Origin of the sequence: Serratia sp. BNK-10, from assembly GCF_047456065.1 — a bacterium.
Lineage (GTDB): Bacteria > Pseudomonadota > Gammaproteobacteria > Enterobacterales > Enterobacteriaceae > Serratia > Serratia ureilytica.
In genome coordinates this window covers 4,680,357-4,696,836 of sequence record NZ_CP179894.1, presented here as the reverse complement: position 1 = coordinate 4,696,836, position 16,480 = coordinate 4,680,357, and the positions used below count along the sequence as shown (strand labels likewise).

General features: G+C 61.3%; 14 protein-coding genes. 3 read left to right on the top strand and 11 right to left on the bottom strand.

Going from position 1 to position 16,480, the window contains the following annotated elements:
- The first annotated feature begins 2 nt into the window (after window positions 1-2).
- On the top strand, window positions 3-749 hold the full coding sequence (gene rsmJ, locus ACMGG9_RS22590) for a 16S rRNA (guanine(1516)-N(2))-methyltransferase RsmJ (protein ID WP_033645355.1): 747 nt from the start codon (window positions 3-5) through the stop codon (window positions 747-749).
- Window positions 750-777: 28 nt separating this feature from the next.
- On the opposite strand, the gene ACMGG9_RS22585 is transcribed toward rsmJ, so the two are convergent.
- From ACMGG9_RS22585 to ACMGG9_RS22540, 10 genes are all read right to left on the bottom strand, one after another.
- The gene (locus tag ACMGG9_RS22585) at window positions 778-1,377 is read right to left on the bottom strand and encodes a KpsF/GutQ family sugar-phosphate isomerase (protein ID WP_042785538.1); all 600 of its coding nucleotides are present in this window, start codon (window positions 1,375-1,377) and stop codon (window positions 778-780) included.
- Complete coding sequence (locus ACMGG9_RS22580; protein ID WP_004931001.1) at window positions 1,377-3,014, bottom strand: FGGY-family carbohydrate kinase; 1,638 nt, start codon at window positions 3,012-3,014, stop codon at window positions 1,377-1,379. The genes ACMGG9_RS22585 and ACMGG9_RS22580 overlap by 1 nt, the downstream gene beginning before the upstream one ends.
- Before the next feature lie 10 nt (window positions 3,015-3,024).
- The gene (locus tag ACMGG9_RS22575) at window positions 3,025-3,978 is read right to left on the bottom strand and encodes an ABC transporter permease (RefSeq protein ID WP_016930441.1); all 954 of its coding nucleotides are present in this window, start codon (window positions 3,976-3,978) and stop codon (window positions 3,025-3,027) included.
- A gap of 1 nt (window position 3,979) precedes the next feature.
- Complete coding sequence (locus ACMGG9_RS22570) at window positions 3,980-4,969, bottom strand: ABC transporter permease (RefSeq protein ID WP_015379367.1); 990 nt, start codon at window positions 4,967-4,969, stop codon at window positions 3,980-3,982.
- Entirely contained in the window at window positions 4,962-6,461 is a 1,500-nt protein-coding gene (locus ACMGG9_RS22565) for a sugar ABC transporter ATP-binding protein (RefSeq protein WP_028128101.1), read from the bottom strand. The genes ACMGG9_RS22570 and ACMGG9_RS22565 overlap by 8 nt, the downstream gene beginning before the upstream one ends.
- Window positions 6,462-6,566: 105 nt before the next feature.
- A complete protein-coding gene (locus tag ACMGG9_RS22560; RefSeq protein ID WP_033636379.1) occupies window positions 6,567-7,553 on the bottom strand; it encodes an autoinducer 2 ABC transporter substrate-binding protein in 987 nt (328 codons plus the stop codon).
- A gap of 329 nt (window positions 7,554-7,882) precedes the next feature.
- Window positions 7,883-9,226: an NADP-specific glutamate dehydrogenase gene (gene gdhA / locus ACMGG9_RS22555; RefSeq protein ID WP_414161736.1), complete on the bottom strand. Its 1,344-nt coding sequence runs from the start codon at window positions 9,224-9,226 to the stop codon at window positions 7,883-7,885.
- Between the two features lie 200 nt (window positions 9,227-9,426).
- On the bottom strand, window positions 9,427-9,864 hold the full coding sequence (uspA, locus tag ACMGG9_RS22550) for a universal stress protein UspA (protein ID WP_004930988.1): 438 nt from the start codon (window positions 9,862-9,864) through the stop codon (window positions 9,427-9,429).
- Between the two features lie 267 nt (window positions 9,865-10,131).
- Window positions 10,132-11,040, bottom strand: a complete 909-nt coding sequence (locus ACMGG9_RS22545; protein ID WP_414161735.1) for a LysR family transcriptional regulator — start codon at window positions 11,038-11,040, stop codon at window positions 10,132-10,134.
- 104 nt (window positions 11,041-11,144) lie between these two features.
- Complete coding sequence (locus ACMGG9_RS22540) at window positions 11,145-11,918, bottom strand: SDR family oxidoreductase (protein WP_033645349.1); 774 nt, start codon at window positions 11,916-11,918, stop codon at window positions 11,145-11,147.
- A 433-nt stretch (window positions 11,919-12,351) separates the two neighbouring features.
- On the opposite strand from ACMGG9_RS22540, the gene uspB reads away from it, so the two are divergent.
- Window positions 12,352-12,687 carry a universal stress protein UspB gene (gene uspB / locus ACMGG9_RS22535; protein WP_004930978.1) on the top strand — a complete coding sequence of 112 codons (336 nt, stop codon included), beginning with the start codon at window positions 12,352-12,354 and terminating at the stop codon, window positions 12,685-12,687.
- A 776-nt stretch (window positions 12,688-13,463) separates the two neighbouring features.
- Here the strand turns inward: uspB and pitA are convergent.
- On the bottom strand, window positions 13,464-14,966 hold the full coding sequence (gene pitA / locus ACMGG9_RS22530; protein WP_033645348.1) for an inorganic phosphate transporter PitA: 1,503 nt from the start codon (window positions 14,964-14,966) through the stop codon (window positions 13,464-13,466).
- Between the two features lie 300 nt (window positions 14,967-15,266).
- Between pitA and ACMGG9_RS22525 the strand changes: the two genes are divergently transcribed.
- Window positions 15,267-16,466 (top strand): NAD(P)/FAD-dependent oxidoreductase, encoded by a 1,200-nt coding sequence (locus tag ACMGG9_RS22525; protein ID WP_033645347.1) that lies wholly within the window; start codon window positions 15,267-15,269, stop codon window positions 16,464-16,466.
- The last annotated feature ends 14 nt before the right edge of the window (window positions 16,467-16,480 follow it).

Below are 16,480 nucleotides of genomic sequence, written 5' to 3'. Positions count from 1 at the left end.
ACGTGAGCGTGTGTTTATTGTGTGAAGCAGGCGCCGATCCCGGCGCCTTGTCTGTTTTGGCGCAGCGCTGGCGGCTGACGTCCGACGACGACGCGCCGATGGCGCTGGTACTGACCCCGCAGCGGCTGGAGCTGCGCAAGCGCGACGAGCCGAAGCTCGGCGGGATCTACGTCGATTTCGTCTCCGGCGCCATGGCGCACCGGCGCCGTTTCGGCGGCGGCCGCGGCGAGGCGGTGGCCAAGGCGGTCGGCATCAAGGGCAGCTACCTGCCGGACGTGGTGGACGCCACCGCCGGGCTGGGGCGCGACGCCTTCGTGCTGGCGGCGCTGGGCTGCCGGGTGCGGATGCTGGAGCGCAATCCGGTGGTGGCGGCGTTGCTGGACGACGGCCTGCAGCGCGGCTATCAGGATGCGGAAATCGGCCCGTGGCTGCGCGATCGTCTGACGCTGCTGCACGCCTCCAGCCTGACGGCGCTGGCGGATCTCAGCCCGCGCCCGGAGGTGGTGTATCTCGATCCGATGTTCCCGCACAAGCAGAAAAGCGCGCTGGTGAAGAAAGAGATGCGGGTGTTCCAATCGCTGGTGGGCAGCGACGATGACGCCGACGGCCTGCTGGAACCGGCGCGCCGTTTGGCGACCAAGCGCGTGGTGGTGAAACGCCCGGACTACGCGCCGCCGCTGGCCGATGTGCCGGCGCACGCCGCCACGCTGACCAAAAGCCACCGTTTCGACATCTACATGCCGCTGTAATGTCTGCCGGGCCCGCGGTGTCGGGCCCTCAGTTTTCCTCCCGCAAACTTTTCCCCACGCCGCCGCCCGGATGCACCGCCAGCAAGGTGTCCTTATCGTAACCGCTGCGCGTCATCAGGCAGGCGCAGGCGGCGTCGAAGATCGCCAACACCAGCACAATCGAGGTGGTGGCCAGCATGTTCAGCGGATCTATCTCCTTTTGCACCCCGGTGGCGATCGTCAGCTGCGCCGCCTGCGCGATGGCGGAATGCGGGTTTTCCGTCACCGCGATCAGCGTCACCCCTTTGGCCTGCAGCGTCGGCAGCAGGCGGGTCAGCTCGTCGGAATTGCCGCCGCGCGAGATCAGGATCAGCAGATCGTCGGCGCGCAGGAAGCCCAGATCGCCGTGCGCAGCGCCGGTGGCGTCGAGGTAGACCGCCGGCCGCTCCACGCAGGCCAGCATATGGGCTATCTTGCGCGCCGCAATCCCCGAGGTGCCGACGCCGGTGACGGCGATTTTACCGCGGCAGTCGGCCAGCAGCGCCAGCAGCCGTTGCCAGGTGCGCGCATCGAGGCGTTCGCCCAGCTGCGCCAGCTCCTGGCTGTAGGTTTGCCAGCCCTGCACGGCCTGCCGCCACTCTTGCTGCATCACGCCTCCTCCTGCATCAACCGGCGGTATTTCATGTGGTCGTTGTACAGCTCGTGGAACACCCGGTATTTGCGATCGTAGTAGCTTTTTATCTGGTTGGTCTGCGGCGTCACCGTCTTGCCGATGCGGCTCATGGCGCTCATCGCCTCCGGCAAGGTGTCGAACACGCCGGCCGCCACGGTGCCCATCATCGCGCCGCCCAGCAGCATCGCTTCGCTCTCCTCCGGCAGCAGCATGGCGCAACCGGTGGCGTTGGCGTGCTCCTGCACGAAGATCGGGTTCTTGGTGCCGCCGCCGCTGGCCATGATGGTGTCGATGCTGTAGCCGCTGTGGTTCATGGTTTCGATGATGTGGCGGGTGCCGAGCGCGATGGCCTGAATGGTGGCCAGGTAGTGCAGCGCCATGTCCTCCGGCGTGCGCGACAGCTTCAGCCCGGTCAGGATGCCGGTCAGCGTCGGGTTGGCGCGCGGCGAGCGGTTGCCGTGGAAGTACGGCAGCATGTGAATGTCCTGCGTCAGGAAGGCGATGTTCTCCGGCTCGCCGGCCATGCGGCGCAGAATGGCGTTCAGCACCTCATAGATGGTCTGGCCCTGAGTTTTCGCCTGCGCCAGCAGCTCCTGATAGCACGGGTGCGACTGGATGACGTGGTCGATCAGCGCGCCGGTGGCGGACTGGCCGCCTTCGTTCAACCAGTATTCCGGCAGGATCGCCGAGTAATACGGCCCCCAGACGCCGCCGATAAAGCGCGCGGTGCGCGACATCGCCATATGGCCGGTGGAGGTGCCGCCGATCAGCGCGACGCGGCGGTTGAAGTCGGCCACCTCGCCGGAGACGCCGGTGGCGCCCAGCGTGCCGAGGGTGCCGGCGTGGGCGTCGATGATTGACACGCTCACCGCCGTGCCGGCGATCAGCCCCATCTCGCTGGCGGCGCGCTGAGTCAGGCCGTGGCCCAGCGGCTCGCCCATCATTTTAACGTCGCTGCCGATCTTGGCGGCGTCGTGTTCCAGCACGTCTTCCAGCCCGATCTGCTGGAAGTAGCTCTTGTCCCAACGCTGCTCGTGGCCGAGATAGGTCCACTTGCACACTGTCGAGCACAGCGAGCGGGTGGCGTCCTGGGTGGCGCGCCAGGTGAGGAAGTCCGGCAGATCGAACAGGTAACCGGCGTTGGCCCAGGTGGTGGGCATGTGTTGCTTCAGCCACAGCAGTTTCGGCGTCTGCATCTCCGGCGAAATGATGCCGCCGACGAAGTCCAGCACCCGGTGTTTGGTGGCGTTGATGCGCTCGGCCTGGGCGATCGCCCGGTGATCCATCCACACGATGATGTTCTGCTCGGTGCGGCCGGAGGGGCTGACGGTCAGTGGTTTGCCTTCTTTATCCAGCACCACCAGCGAACAGGTGGCGTCGAAGCCCAGCCCTTTGACCTGGATCGGGTTGATGTCGGCCTGGTTGACCGCATCGCGCACCGCATTGCACACCGCCTGCCAGATGTTATCCGACGACTGCTCGACGAAATCCGCCTTCGGCCGGTACAGATCGATGGCCCGGCTGGCCTGGCCGACCATGCGGCCATTGAGATCGAATACGCCCGCGCGCGCGCTTCCGGTGCCCACATCTACGCCAATAAAATAGCTCGCCATTATTTTCTCCTCAGGCTTTTCGATTCTGTAACGCGATAAACAGGATCAGCACGCCGCCCCACAGGGCCATGGTCAGGTAGCTGCTGACCCCCAGCAAATTGAGGCCGCTTTCCAACATTTGCAGCACGATCAGCGCCAGCACCAGCCCCAGAATACGGCCGAAACCGCCGTCCGGGTTAATGCCGCCCAGCACCGAGGCCAGAATGGTCACCAGCAGATAAGATTCGCCGTAGCCGGCCTTGGCCGAGTTGAACTTGGCCATCATCAGCAGGGCGGCGCCCCAGCCGAGCAGCGCCGACAGGATATACACCGCGATCTGCACCCGCGCGGTGTTCACGCCGCTGAAGCGGGTGGCCTGCTCGTTGGAGCCGATCAGGTACAGGCTGCGCCCCAGCGTGGTGTGCTCCAGCAGCAGCCACAGACCCACCGCCACCAGCAGGAACAGGATCAGCGCCACCGGCACGCCGAGCACGGCGCCGTTGCCGAGAAATTGAATCGCCGCCGGGAAGCCGGAGATCACCGCGCCGTTGGACAGCAGAATATTCAGGCCGGTGATCAGGGTCATGGTGCCGAGCGAGGCGAGGATGGGCGAGACGCCTATCCAGGCTACCAGCGCGCCGTTGAGCGCGCCGATCGCCACCGCCACCAGCAGGCCGGCCAACAGCGCCAGCGCCAGGAACAGCGGCTGGTCGGGATGGCTGACGATGATCGCCGCCATCACCAGCGAACAGGCGTTGGCGCCGGCGATGATCGACAGGTTGATGCCGCCGGTCAGCATGGTGATGCCCATGCCGAGCGCCAGCAGGCCGAGGATCGGCAGCTGCGAGGCGATCGACTGGAAGTTGCCGAGGCTGAAGAAGCGCGATCCGAGCAGCCCGGCGAACAGCAGCGCCACCGCGATGATGATCGCGCCCTGCAGGCGAATGATCCGATCGTTTGGGATCAACCGAGTTAACTGCGTCATGTCAGATCTCCTTGAGCAGCTTGCGTTTTTCGTTCCAGGCGGTGGTGCTGATGCTGATCAAAATGATCGCGCCGCTGAATACCTGGTGCCAATAGGCCGAGACGCTGAGCAGCGTCAGCCCGTTTTGCAGGAAGGCCAGCAGCACCACGCCGAGCAGGGTGCCGGTCAACGATCCGCGGCCGCCGCTCATGCTGGTGCCGCCCAGCACCACCGCCGCCAATACCGTCAGCTCGAAGCCGAGCAGCGAGTTGGGCGCCACCGACTGGGTGATCTGCGCCTGCACCACCGCCGCGACGCCGGCCAGAATGCCCATATAGCCGTAGACGCAGAAGTGCAGCCGCAGCAGGTTCAACCCCAGGCGCGACGCCGCGTCGCGGTTGCCGCCCATGGCGTAGATCTGGCGCCCCAGCCGGGTGCGGTTCATCAGCACGCCGGTGACGACGATGGTCGCCAGCAGGCACAGCAGCGGCAGCGTCAGGCCGTAGTCGTAACCGTCGGCGCCCTGGAACGAGAACCAGTTGATGCCGTTCATGAACCAGTCCGGGAAGCCGTACAGCCAGGTGCCGTTGGTGGCGTACACCAGCAGGCCGTAGAACAGGTTAAGGGTAGCGATGGTGATGATGATCGCCGGCACTTTCAGCCAGTACACCAGGAAACCGTTCACCAGCCCGAGCAGCAGGCCGACGCCAATCGCTAGGGCGAACGCCAGCGGGAAGCTGCCGCCGTGCTGGATCACCCAGCTGGCCATCACATACTGCGCGATGGCGGTGACTGCCGGGAACGAAATGTCGATGCCGCCGGCGATCAGCACCACGAACAGCCCGCAGGCCAGGATGCCGAGAATGGCGTAGCTGGTGGCGACGTCGGTCAGGTTGCCGAGCGTCAGAAACTCATCGGTGCCGGCGCTCAGGCCGATCGCCAGCAGCAGCACCAGCAGGCCGAGATAAAACTCGTGCCGCCCGGCCAGGCGGGCCAATAATGACTTATCCATTCACCACCTCGGCGATCTGTTGTTCGGTACTCTGGTGCGGCGCGAACTCGGCGATCAGCTCGCCTTTGCGCATCACCATCACCCGATGGCTGTTGTAATAGGCTTCCGGGATCTCGTCGCAGATCATCAGCACCGCCATGCCCAGCTGCGCCAGATCGCGGGCGATCTGATAGATCCCCTCTTTGTTGGCGATGTCGACGCCGACGGTGGGCGAGTCGAGGATCAGGATCTTCGGCTGGGTCGCGACCCATTTGGCGATGGCGATGCGCTGGGCGTTGCCGCCGGACAGGGTTTTCACCGGCAATGCGCTGTCGGACACCTTGATGTTCAAATCGCGGATCAGCCGGTTAACCAGCTCGGTCGCCTTGGCGTGATCCAGCAGCCCGAGCGAGGTATGCAGCCGATCGAAGACGGTGACGATGGTGTTGTCGTAGATCGATTGCTCCATGATCAATCCCTGCGTCAGACGATCCTCCGACACATAGCCGATGCCGTGGCGCACCGCTTCGCGGTTGTTGTGCAGCTGCACCGCCCGGCCCTCGATGCGGATCTCGCCGCTGTCCGGCCGCGTCATGCCGAACAGGCTGAGGCACAGTTCGGTGCGGCCGGCACCGAGCAGGCCGACGATAGAGACGATCTCGCCGCCGCGCAGCGCCAGATTGACGTTGCGGTATTTTTCGCCGCGGCTGAGGTTGCGCACCTCGAGCAGCGGCGCCTGTTCGGCCGGCGGCAGCGGGGGCAGCGGGCTGTAATGGAAGCGTTGGCCGGTCATCAGGAACGCCAGTTCATGGCTGTCCAGTTCGCTGGCCGGCCAGGTGCCCACCAGCTTGCCGTCGCGCATCACGCTGATGCGATCGGCGACTTCCATCACTTCATCCAATCTGTGGCTGACGAACACCACGCAGATGCCGGCTGCTTTCAGCTCGTTGACCACCCGCAGCAGGCCGTCGACTTCCTGGCGGGTCAGCGAGGCGGTCGGTTCGTCCATGATAACCAAGCGCGCTTCGGCGGCGATGGCGCGGCAAATCGCCACCAGCTGCCGATCGGCGATCGACAGTTTTTCCACTTTTTTATCGGGATCGATGTGTACGCCGACCCGCGCCATGGCGTCCAGCGCCGTCTGGCGCATCACCCGCTTGCGCACCCAGAAGTGGCCGCCGGGCAGGTAACGGTGGATGGCGATGTTTTCCGCTACCGTCAGGTTAGGGAACAGCGACAGGTCCTGGTAGATCACCTGTATGCCGTAATAACCGGACAGCTGCGGCGTCAGGGCGTGGAAGAGTTTGCCTTCCAGCGAAATATTGGCGCCTTTTTCCGGCTGATAGACGCCGGAGATGATTTTAATGATGGTGCTTTTGCCGCAGCCGTTTTGTCCGGCCAGGCAGTGCACTTCGCCTTTATTCAGCGTCAGGTTGATCTGGTCTAATGCCAGCACGCCTGGGAATCGCTTGCTGATATTCTCCAGGGTGATAAATGCGGGGGAGGCTGTCATAACGTTAACCTGTGCTTGCGTAGCGGCCGAAGCCCTGGGCGCAGCAACGCTGCGCCCCTACGAGGGTTTAACTACTTTCCCGGTGTGGCGAAATTACGCGAAAAATCAGAATCCGAGCGATTGGGCGTTGTCTTTGGTCACTTCCAAAATCTTATTAAACCGAATCACTTTGTGTTCCATATCGACGTCGGCTTTGCCGAGGCCCTCGATCGACAGGTCCTTATTCACTTCTTTGCCCTGCAGCAGCTGGTCGGCCACCGTCACCAGCGCATAACCGGCGTCTTTCGGATCCCACAGCAGCGCTTTCTTGATGTCGCCGCGCATCAGGTAAGGAGCGGCCTGCGCCGGCATGGCGATGCCCACCACCGCGATTTTGTCCTTGGCGCGTTTCTTGGCCACCGCCTGGCCGGCGCCGATTGGGCCGAGCGAACCGAAGCCGATGATGCCCTTCATCTGCGGATAGGTTTTCATCAGATCCAGCGTGGTGGCGTAGGATTTGTCGATGCTTTCCGCCACCGGCAAGCGCGAGGTGACTTCAAACATGTCCGGGTATTTTTCTTTCTGGTATTTGATGGCGGAATCGGCCCAGGCGTTGTGCAACGGCACAGTCAGCGAGCCGACGTAGATCGCGTAGCCGCCTTTGCCGCCCATGTCTTTCGCCAGCTCATCGACGTTGGCCTGCGCGTATTTCTCGCTGTCGATGGTCTCGATGTCCCACTGGCCGATCTGCTGGTCCGGGGATTCATGGGTCAGCACCACGATGCCTTTGTCGCGCGCTTTTTTCAGCACCGGCTCCAGCACCTTGGCGTCGTTCGGCACCACGATGATGGCGTTGACGTTCTTGGCGATCAGATCCTCAATCACCTTGACCTGCGCGGCCGGATCCGGCGTAGACGGGCCGGTCTGGTAAGCGTTGACGTCGAGTTTTTTCGCCGCTTCGTTGACGCCCACTTCCATGCGGTTGAACCACGGAATGCCGGTCACTTTGGCGACCACGGCAATCTCATATTTATCAGCGGCGAACACAGGTGTTGTCGATAACATGCACGCAGAAACCACACATGCATTTAATAATGCGAGGTTAAATTTCATTAGCTGTACCTTTTTTTATCTGTAGGGGTGGCGGTTTTTCCACCGCTGCAGATTACAAAGGAATGGAAGAGGGAGCGTAGCCGAAGTTAATGAAATGTGATCTGCGCACATTTAAGTAAAATACTAGCGTATTTAGTGTTAAATAAATGTTTAATTATTTGGTGGTGGTAAACTTACTACCAATTAAACGGTTAGAAATAACATTTTATTAACTTTTAATTAACGTTTGCGCATCATTTTGATGGCTTGGACGCGGAAAAAAATGCCGGCGAAGGAGCCGGCATTGAAGCATTTAATCGATGTGTGAACAAGATCACCTTTGCGCCCGATTACAGCACGCCCTGGGCCAGCATCGCCTCCGCAACCTTAACGAAACCGGCGATATTCGCGCCGTGTACATAGTGGGTTTGCTTGCCCTCGCCGCCGTATTCCACGCAGGCATGGTGAATATCCGCCATGATATGTTGTAAACGTACATCCACTTTTTCCGCCCGCCAGCCGATGCGCGCGGCGTTTTGCGCCATCTCCAGCCCCGAGGTGGCCACGCCGCCGGCGTTGGCCGCCTTGCCGGGCGCGAACAGCACCCCGGCGTCGAGGAAGGCGTCGGTGGCCTGGATGGTGGTCGGCATGTTGGCGCCTTCCGCCACCGCTTTCACCCCGTTGCGGATCAGCGTCTGCGCCGCCTCGAGATCCAGTTCGTTCTGGGTGGCGCACGGCAGGGCGATATCCACCGGCACGTTCCACGGCTGCTGGCCCGCCAGGTAGGTCAGGCCGCGTTCGCGGGCGTAGTCCGCCACCCGGCCGTAGCGCTGGTTTTTGATCTCCGCCAGGTGCGCCAGCTTCTCGGTGGTGAAGCCGTCTTCGTCCACCAGAGTGCCGCCGGAATCCGACACGGTGATCACGCGCGCGTCCAGCTCCAACGCTTTCTCGATGGTGTACTGCGCCACGTTGCCGGAGCCGGACACCGCCACCCGCATGCCCTCAAAGCCCAGGCCGTGGCGCTGCAGCATGGCGTCGGTAAAGTACACCAGGCCGTAGCCGGTCGCCTCGGGGCGGATCAGGCTGCCGCCGAAGGAGAGCCCTTTGCCGGTAAACACGCAGGCGGTGTTGTTGGACAGTTTCTTCATCATGCCGGCCATAAAGCCGACTTCACGGCCGCCGACGCCGATGTCGCCGGCCGGCACGTCGGTGTCCGGGCCCAAGTGGCGATACAGCTCGGTCATCAGCGCCTGGCAGAAACGCATGATCTCGCCCTGGCTTTTGCCCTTCGGATCGAAATCGGAGCCGCCTTTGCCGCCGCCCATCGGCAGGGTGGTCAGCGCATTCTTGAAGGTCTGCTCAAAGCCGAGGAACTTCAGGATCGACAGGTTTACCGACGGGTGGAAGCGCATGCCGCCCTTGTAGGGGCCGATGGCCGAGTTGAACTGGACGCGAAAGGCGCGATTGACCTGCACCTGGCCGCGATCGTCCACCCAGCTGACGCGGAACTGAATGATGCGCTCGGGCTCCACCAGGCGCTCCAGCAGCGCCTGTTCGCGATAGCGCGGGTTGCGCTCGATAAATGGCCACAGCGAGGTGAACACTTCGCGCACGGCCTGCAGATATTCCGGCTGGTGGGGGTTATGGCGTTGTAACGAGGACAGGAAAAACTCTACCGATACGGCATATTCCATGGATAACTCCTTTTAGCATTAAATTTTCCCCCGCTATTTCTTATAGATTTGGGTATAGATGATGCTCGGGGGAGGATGTTGTGTCTTTAGCGACTATATCATCGGAGGGCGGTTGATTATCAAGCGATTAATCGGCGTAGCGGCATGAAAAACGCCCGCAGGGCGCGGGCGTTGGGCAGTTAAGTTAGCAAGCGCTTACTTTATTCGTCTTCTTCGTCGCGCAGCGGCACGATCAGCATATCGATGTGCACGGTATTGATCAGCTGGCGAGCGGAAGACATCAGTTTGCTCCAGAAGTCCTGGTGGTGGCCGCACAGCACCAGGTCCATGTCGTATTTCTTGATGGCGTCCACCAGCACCTGCGCCAGATCGCCGCTGCCGCTCAGGGTCTCGGTGATCGGGTAGCCGGCGTTTTGCGACAGCTCGGTCAGCGCCTGGTGGGTTTCTTCAGAGATGCGCTTTTGCATGTCGCCGAGATTGACGTCGATAAGGCCAGTATAGAGATCGGAATAGTTGACATCGACGTGGATCAGAGAAACTTTGGCGTTATACGGCCGCGCCATAGAGACGGCTTTTTCTACCAGGATCTTGCTTTCCGGGGATAGGTCTACCGCGATCAATATGTGTTTGTAAGCCATAAGAATACTCCTTCCATAAACATGCCGATTAAAAAGGGTTAGCAGGCGTTCCGTGTACCCGCCTGGCGCTTTTGGTTCCATAGTATCATTCGGATAACGCAATGATATGTTGGGGCGATCACACTGCGCCGCATCGAAAATCTCTGCGCACGATACCTTTCGTTGTACACCCGCGCGGCGTAAAAGCCTAAGGGTTATGCGGGTTTTAACGGTCTGACCGCTTGAATTATAAGCGTTATTAAACAAAGTATAGCGCTAAATGTGCAATCAGCGCTCCAGATGCGGTTGCAGCAGGCTTTCAAACCACTCGTGAAACACCGCCAAACGGCGGGAACGCTGGCGGCGATGGGGGTAGATCAGGGCGATCGGCATGGAGGCGGCGCGGTAACCGGGCAGGACTTCCACCAGTTCACCGGCGTCGAGCAGGTGTTGCACGTCGTAGCGCGGGATTTGCATCAATCCCAGCCCGGCGCGGCAGCAGGCGATATAGCTTTCGGCGTTGTTGACCACCACCCGGCTGGGCAAGTCGAGCCGCTGGGTGTGGCCGTCGCCGGTCAGGTATTCCCAGGGGGATTCGCGGCCGGTTTTGGGCGAGGCGTAGCCGATGCTCCAGTGCCCCTCGGCGAGATCGGCGGGATGAAGAGGATGGCCGAATTCGCTCAGGTAGGCGGGGCTGGCGCAGTTGATCAGCGCGATATGGCCGAGCGGGCGCATCACCAGGCTGCTGTCGTGCAGATCGCCGACGCGCACCGCGCAGTCGACCCCTTCCTGCACCAGATCGATGGCGCGATCGGCGGAGCCGAGCACCAGCTGCAGATGAGGGTGGCGCCGCAGCAGGCTGGGCAGCGCCGGCGCGATCAGCCGACGGGCGATGCGGCTCGGCACATCGACGCTGAGCCGCCCGGAGGCCTGCCGTTGGCTGGCCTGAAACGACTGATCGATATCTTCCACCTCGGCCAGCAGCGGGCGCAGCCGTTCGAGCAGCTGTTCGCCGTCGGTGGTCAGCCGCACTTGCCGTGTGGTGCGGTGCAGCAGGCGCACGCCCAACTGCGTTTCCAGTTGCTGAACGGCGGCGGACACCGAGGTGCGCGGCACCTCCAGCGCATGGGCCGCCCGGATAAAGCTGCCCATCTCCGCCACCTGCACGAATACGCGGTATTGATTGAATTTGTCCATCTCGTTGACCTGCTGTTCCTTGGCGCCGTTTCTGAAAGAGAGTGTAGCCGCATGGCGCGGTTGCGCGCGAGCAGGTGCGGGGGCGATAGGTGCCCCCGCCGGGTTTATTTGGTGGTGTAGCCGCCGTTGATCAGGATGGTTTGGCCGGTTATCCACCAGCCGTCGCTGACCAGATGACGGATGAACGGCACCACGTCTTCGATATCGGTCAGGCCGGTTTGGCTGAATGGCGACAGCGCCGCCGCCGTCTTGTGGTAGGCCACGGCGTCCGCGCCTTCCGCCGGGTAGAAGAACGGGGTATCCATCGGGCCGGGGCCGACCGCCGTCACGGAGATGCCGCGCTCGCCGAACTCCTTGGCGGCGGCGCGGGTGAAGTGCTCCACCGGCGCTTTGGTGCCGGCGTAAGCGGCGTAGAACGGCGTGAAGGCGCCGAGTAGCGAGGTGACCAGCGTGCAGATTTTGCCGTTGTCGTTAAGGTGCTTACCCGCTTCTTTCAGGAAGAAGAACGCGGTTTTGGCGTTGACCGCGGTCATCTCGTCGTACTCGGCTTCGCTGATGTCGATCAGCGGCTTTTTCAGCACCTTGCCGACGGTATTGATGGCGATATCCGGCTTGCCGACGGCGGCGACAGCATCGGCGAACAGCTTCTCGACCGCGCCCGCCGTGGTCAGATCGGCCTGCAGCGCGACGCCTTGCGCCCCGGCGGCCTGAATGGCGGCGACGGTTTTCTCCGCCTCGGTTTTGGAGGCGGCGCTGTTGTAGTGGATCACCACCGCTTTGGCGCCTTGCTCAGCCAAATCGCGCGCGATCAGCCCGCCGAGGTTCTTGGCGCCGCCGGCGATCAGGACGGTTTTTCCCTTGATTGAATGGTTTGCCATAACAGTTTCCTTGGATAAGCGTAACGGAAACCTGAGTCTAGCCAGCGTGGGGGAAAGATCAGCGGCGTGGCGCGGGATAGACTATCCATAAAAACAGCCTAATCGAAAACGGGCGGTTATCGTTTATAACGCCCCGGCAGGTGACTTTTCGGCACAGGGCGGTAAATTTTATCCACTGCTCAGGCCAGTTTGCGTTTCATTAACCTACAATGATGGATATGGGCCTCATCATTTCTCCTCTGAGTAGAACCATGCCGTGCAAATCTCATCGTGCGGTGCGGCAACGTCTTCGGAGGCGGTGGGTTATGGGCGTGGCCCGTGCAGGCAAAAAAAGGGGATGAGAGCGGTAAGCTCCAGCAGAGTATCGGGTAATGAGGTAGGGCGGTTGGACCCGGCGGATGGCCGCGGATAACAACGCCTTGAGGGGGCAATCATGATCAGTACCGTCGCGCTGTTTTGGGCCTTGTGTGTGGTGTGTGTGGTTAACATGGTGCGGTATTACTCTTCTCTGCGCGCGCTGCTGGTGGTATTGCGCGGCTGTGACCCGCTGCTGTACCAATATGTCGACGGCGGCGGTTTCTTTACCGCCCACGGCCAACCCAGCAAGCAGCTGAGGCTGGTGCGTTATATCTTCGCGCAGCGCTATGTCGAGCACCACGATCCGGAGTTTATTCGCCGCTGCGAGCGGGTGCGCGGGCAGTTTATGCTGACTTCGGCCCTGTGCGGCCTGGTGGTCATCTGCCTGATAGCGATGATGATTTGGTATTAATGCCTTTCTGTTTCCCTTGATGCAGGCAAAAAAAAGGCGGCCGTGCGGCCTAATGCTTACCAGTTAGCGTTTTTTTGAAGTACTCGTGACGTTTTCGGTCGATAAATGAGAGGTGCATCATGAGGCTCCTGCTCCTCGACCGAGCCAGGGGCCGAAAGGCGCGGCCCCTGGCAACCCGCGCCTTTGCCCTATCAGACGGTTGGCTTTGCCAACTCCCCTCGCTCCGCCATACCGCATTGAGGCCGGTTGCGACAGGCGTCCCTGCCTGTCTCACCTGAAACCGCCGTCCATGGCGGTTTCGCCTAATGCGCTATGCCTGCGTTCGGCGTCTTCAAGGGCGCCCAACACCGCGCTCATCTCCAACTTCTCTACCACAACCTCATAAGCGACAGATTTCCCGATAGCAGCCAGCTCAGGTGTTGACCTTGGGCGCGCATCACCGGCTGCCGAGCAAGACGGCGTTGTCAGGGGCAACCGGCCAGGGAAGGCCGGTTGAGGCGAGACTAACAGGGACGTTTGTCGCAGCCGACCCGCCCGACAATGCAGACGCGGCGAGGGTATCCGCATAGCGGACAGACGGTGTTAAGCGAAGGCGCGGGTGGAGGGGCCGCGCCTTCGGCCCCTCCAATTGCCGTTCATTGTGGTAACAGAGAAATTCGGGGTATTTACGGCAATTCTCCTGCACAAAACGCCCAGAGGATGGATAAAAAAATGCCAGTCAGGCTTAACTGACTGGCATTAGGCCATGCGGCCGCCTTCCTCATGATGCTTGTCGCTTAGATCAGCTTCAACGCGACCCAATACAGCGCACCGGAAAGCAGAATCGAGATTGGCAGGGTGAGCACCCAGGCCAACAGGATGTTCTTCACGGTTTTGCTCTGCACGCCGCCGCCGTCCACGATCATCGTCCCGGCAACCGCCGAAGAGAGAACGTGGGTGGTGGAGACCGGCATGCCGGTATAACTCGCCACGCCGATCGACAGCGCCGCGGTCATCTGGGCCGATACGCCCTGGGCGTAGGTCATGCCTTTCTTGCCGATCTTCTCGCCGATGGTGGTGGCTACGCGTTTCCAGCCCACCATGGTGCCGAGCGACAGCGCCAGCGCGACGGCGACGATGATCCACATCGGCGCGTACTCGACGGTCTGCAGCAGATCCTGACGCAGGTTCTTCAGGAAGCGCTGGTCGGCGGATGAGGTTTCCGGCAGCTTGGCGACTTTATCCGCCGTGTCGGTCACGCACATCAGCAGGCGGCGCAAATGGCTGCGCTGCTCAACCGTCAACTGATCGTAGCTTTGCAGGTTGGTCAGCATGCCCTGAGCCAGCTCGATCGCCGGCATGGCGCGCGAACTGTCGCAGTGGAACTCGGCCGGTTTGCCAGGCGTGGCTTCGTCATCCGGGCTTGGCACCAGCGGCGTCAACGACACCGCATGCGACAGCGCGTCGCCGTGCTGCTGGTAATATTGCTGCAGGTGGGTCACGGCGTCACGCGTACGGGTGATGTCATAACCGGTTGCATTCATATTGACCACGAAGCCGGCCGGGGCAACGCCGATCAGCACTAGCATGATAAGGCCGATGCCTTTCTGACCGTCGTTGGCGCCGTGCGAGAAGCTGACGCCAATCGCCGACAGGATCAGCGCGATACGGGTCCAGAACGGCGGCTTGCGTTTGCCGTCGACCTTTTCACGTTCCGCTGGGGTCATGTGGATACGCTGGCGTTTCTTGGTGCCACTCCAATAGCGGCGCAAGGCGAACACCATCACTCCCGCCACCATCATGCCGACCAGCGGCGAGAACAGCAGAGAAAGGAAAATGCCAATCATTTTCGGGACGTTAAGCGCATCCACGACCGAAGTGTGGGTCATCAGGGCGTTGGTTAAACCGACACCGATGATTGCGCCTATCAGCGTATGGGAACTGGACGCCGGCAGACCGAAATACCAGGTGCCGAGGTTCCAGATGATTGCCGCCAACAGCATGGAGAAGACCATGGCTAATCCGTGTGCTGAACTGACGTTCAACAACAGATCGGTAGGCAACAAGTGGACGATGGCGTAAGCAACACTCAAACCGCCGAGCATTACGCCAAGAAAGTTGAACAAACCTGCCATCACGACCGCAAGTTGCGAGCGCATGGCGCGGGTATAAATAACTGTAGCGACCGCATTGGCCGTATCATGAAAACCGTTGATGGCTTCATAAAACAACACGAACAACAATGCGAGAATTAACATCAGGCCGGTATGGAAATCCAGGCCAGCGAACAAATGCAGCATAAGCGTTACGCCAGTTTGTGGACATGAACGCCGCGCATTATCAGTGACAACCGGTGCCGGGGAAAAGGAAAATATGACGTTTTTTTGATTTGGACATGACGAAATGGTGGCGTGTCTATAACAAAAATATGGAATATCAACGCGTTAATCTGCTCTGACCTCTGTAATATTTTCTTACTATGGCGTTGGCGGCGCGGGGGCTTTACAATCTGCCGCCGTGAATTTGGCGGTGACCGGCGGCGAAACGGCGTAATATGGCGCTCTTTTGTCGCGATTGTGGTTTTGATAAGTGAGGCTCAGGTGGAACAGTTTGATGTCGTAGTGATTGGGGCGGGCGCCGCCGGCATGTTTTGCGCCGCGCAGGCGGGGCAACTCGGTTGCCGCGTGTTGCTGCTCGACAACGGCAAAAAACCGGGCCGCAAGATCCTGATGTCCGGCGGCGGGCGCTGCAACTTCACCAACATGTACGCCGAACCGGCGGCCTATCTGTCGAACAACCCGCATTTTTGCAAGTCGGCGCTGGCGCGCTACACCCAGTGGGACTTCATCGATCTGATCAACCGTTACGGCATCGCCTACCATGAAAAAACGCTGGGGCAGCTGTTCTGCGACGATTCGGCGCAGCAGGTGGTGGATCTGCTGGTCAAAGAGTGCGAGCTGGGCCAGGTGACGATGCGCCTGCGCAGCGAAGTGCTGGGCGTGGAGAAAACCGAGAACGGCTACGCGCTGGCGCTGAATGGCGAAAAAGTAAGTGCTCGCTCACTTGTGGTGGCCAGCGGCGGATTATCCATGCCGGGGCTGGGCGCCTCGCCGTTCGGTTACAAGCTGGCGGAGCAGTTCGGCCTCAGGGTGCTGCCGACGCGCGCCGGGCTGGTGCCGTTTACCCTGCATAAGCCGCTGCTGGAGCATGTGCAAACGCTGTCCGGCGTGTCGGTGCCGGCGGTGATCACCGCCGAGAACGGCGTCAGCTTCCGTGAAAGCATCCTGTTCACCCATCGCGGCCTGTCCGGCCCGGCGGTATTGCAGCTGTCCAGCTACTGGCAACCGGGTGAGTATGTGAGCATTAACTTACTTCCTGAGCTTGATCTAGCGGGCTTCCTTGATGAACAGCGCCTGCAGCACCCGAACCAAAGCCTGAAAAATACCCTGGCGCTGCACTTGCCGAAGCGGCTGGTGGAATGCTTGCAGACCCTGGGACAACTGCCGGAGGCGACGCTGAAGCAGCTGAATGCGCCGCAGCAGGCGGCGCTGGTGGATCTGTTGCAGAACTGGCGCGTGCAGCCGAACGGCACCGAGGGTTATCGCACGGCGGAGGTGACGCTCGGCGGCGTCGACACCAACGAACTTTCTTCCAAGACGATGGAAGCCCACAAGGCGCCGGGGCTCTATTTTATCGGCGAAGTGGTGGACGTGACCGGGTGGCTGGGCGGTTACAACTTCCAGTGGGCCTGGAGTTCGGCCTGGGCCTGCGCCCAGGCGCTGGCGGCGCAGGGGCGGTAAAACGCCGCTTGGCC

What these genes read in the sequence shown, in the direction of transcription:
- ACMGG9_RS22585 (WP_042785538.1), bottom strand. Translation starts at nt 1,377, where the DNA reads ATGCAGCAAGAGTGGCGGCAGGCCGTGCAGGGCTGGCAAACCTACAGC.
- ACMGG9_RS22580 (WP_004931001.1), bottom strand. Translation starts at nt 3,014, where the DNA reads ATGGCGAGCTATTTTATTGGCGTAGATGTGGGCACCGGAAGCGCGCGC.
- ACMGG9_RS22575 (WP_016930441.1), bottom strand. Translation starts at nt 3,978, where the DNA reads ATGACGCAGTTAACTCGGTTGATCCCAAACGATCGGATCATTCGCCTG.
- ACMGG9_RS22570 (WP_015379367.1), bottom strand. Translation starts at nt 4,969, where the DNA reads ATGGATAAGTCATTATTGGCCCGCCTGGCCGGGCGGCACGAGTTTTAT.
- ACMGG9_RS22565 (WP_028128101.1), bottom strand. Translation starts at nt 6,461, where the DNA reads ATGACAGCCTCCCCCGCATTTATCACCCTGGAGAATATCAGCAAGCGA.
- ACMGG9_RS22560 (WP_033636379.1), bottom strand. Translation starts at nt 7,553, where the DNA reads ATGAAATTTAACCTCGCATTATTAAATGCATGTGTGGTTTCTGCGTGC.
- gdhA (WP_414161736.1), bottom strand. Translation starts at nt 9,226, where the DNA reads ATGGAATATGCCGTATCGGTAGAGTTTTTCCTGTCCTCGTTACAACGC.
- uspA (WP_004930988.1), bottom strand. Translation starts at nt 9,864, where the DNA reads ATGGCTTACAAACACATATTGATCGCGGTAGACCTATCCCCGGAAAGC.
- ACMGG9_RS22545 (WP_414161735.1), bottom strand. Translation starts at nt 11,040, where the DNA reads ATGGACAAATTCAATCAATACCGCGTATTCGTGCAGGTGGCGGAGATG.
- ACMGG9_RS22540 (WP_033645349.1), bottom strand. Translation starts at nt 11,918, where the DNA reads ATGGCAAACCATTCAATCAAGGGAAAAACCGTCCTGATCGCCGGCGGC.
- uspB (WP_004930978.1), top strand. Translation starts at nt 12,352, where the DNA reads ATGATCAGTACCGTCGCGCTGTTTTGGGCCTTGTGTGTGGTGTGTGTG.
- pitA (WP_033645348.1), bottom strand. Translation starts at nt 14,966, where the DNA reads ATGCTGCATTTGTTCGCTGGCCTGGATTTCCATACCGGCCTGATGTTA.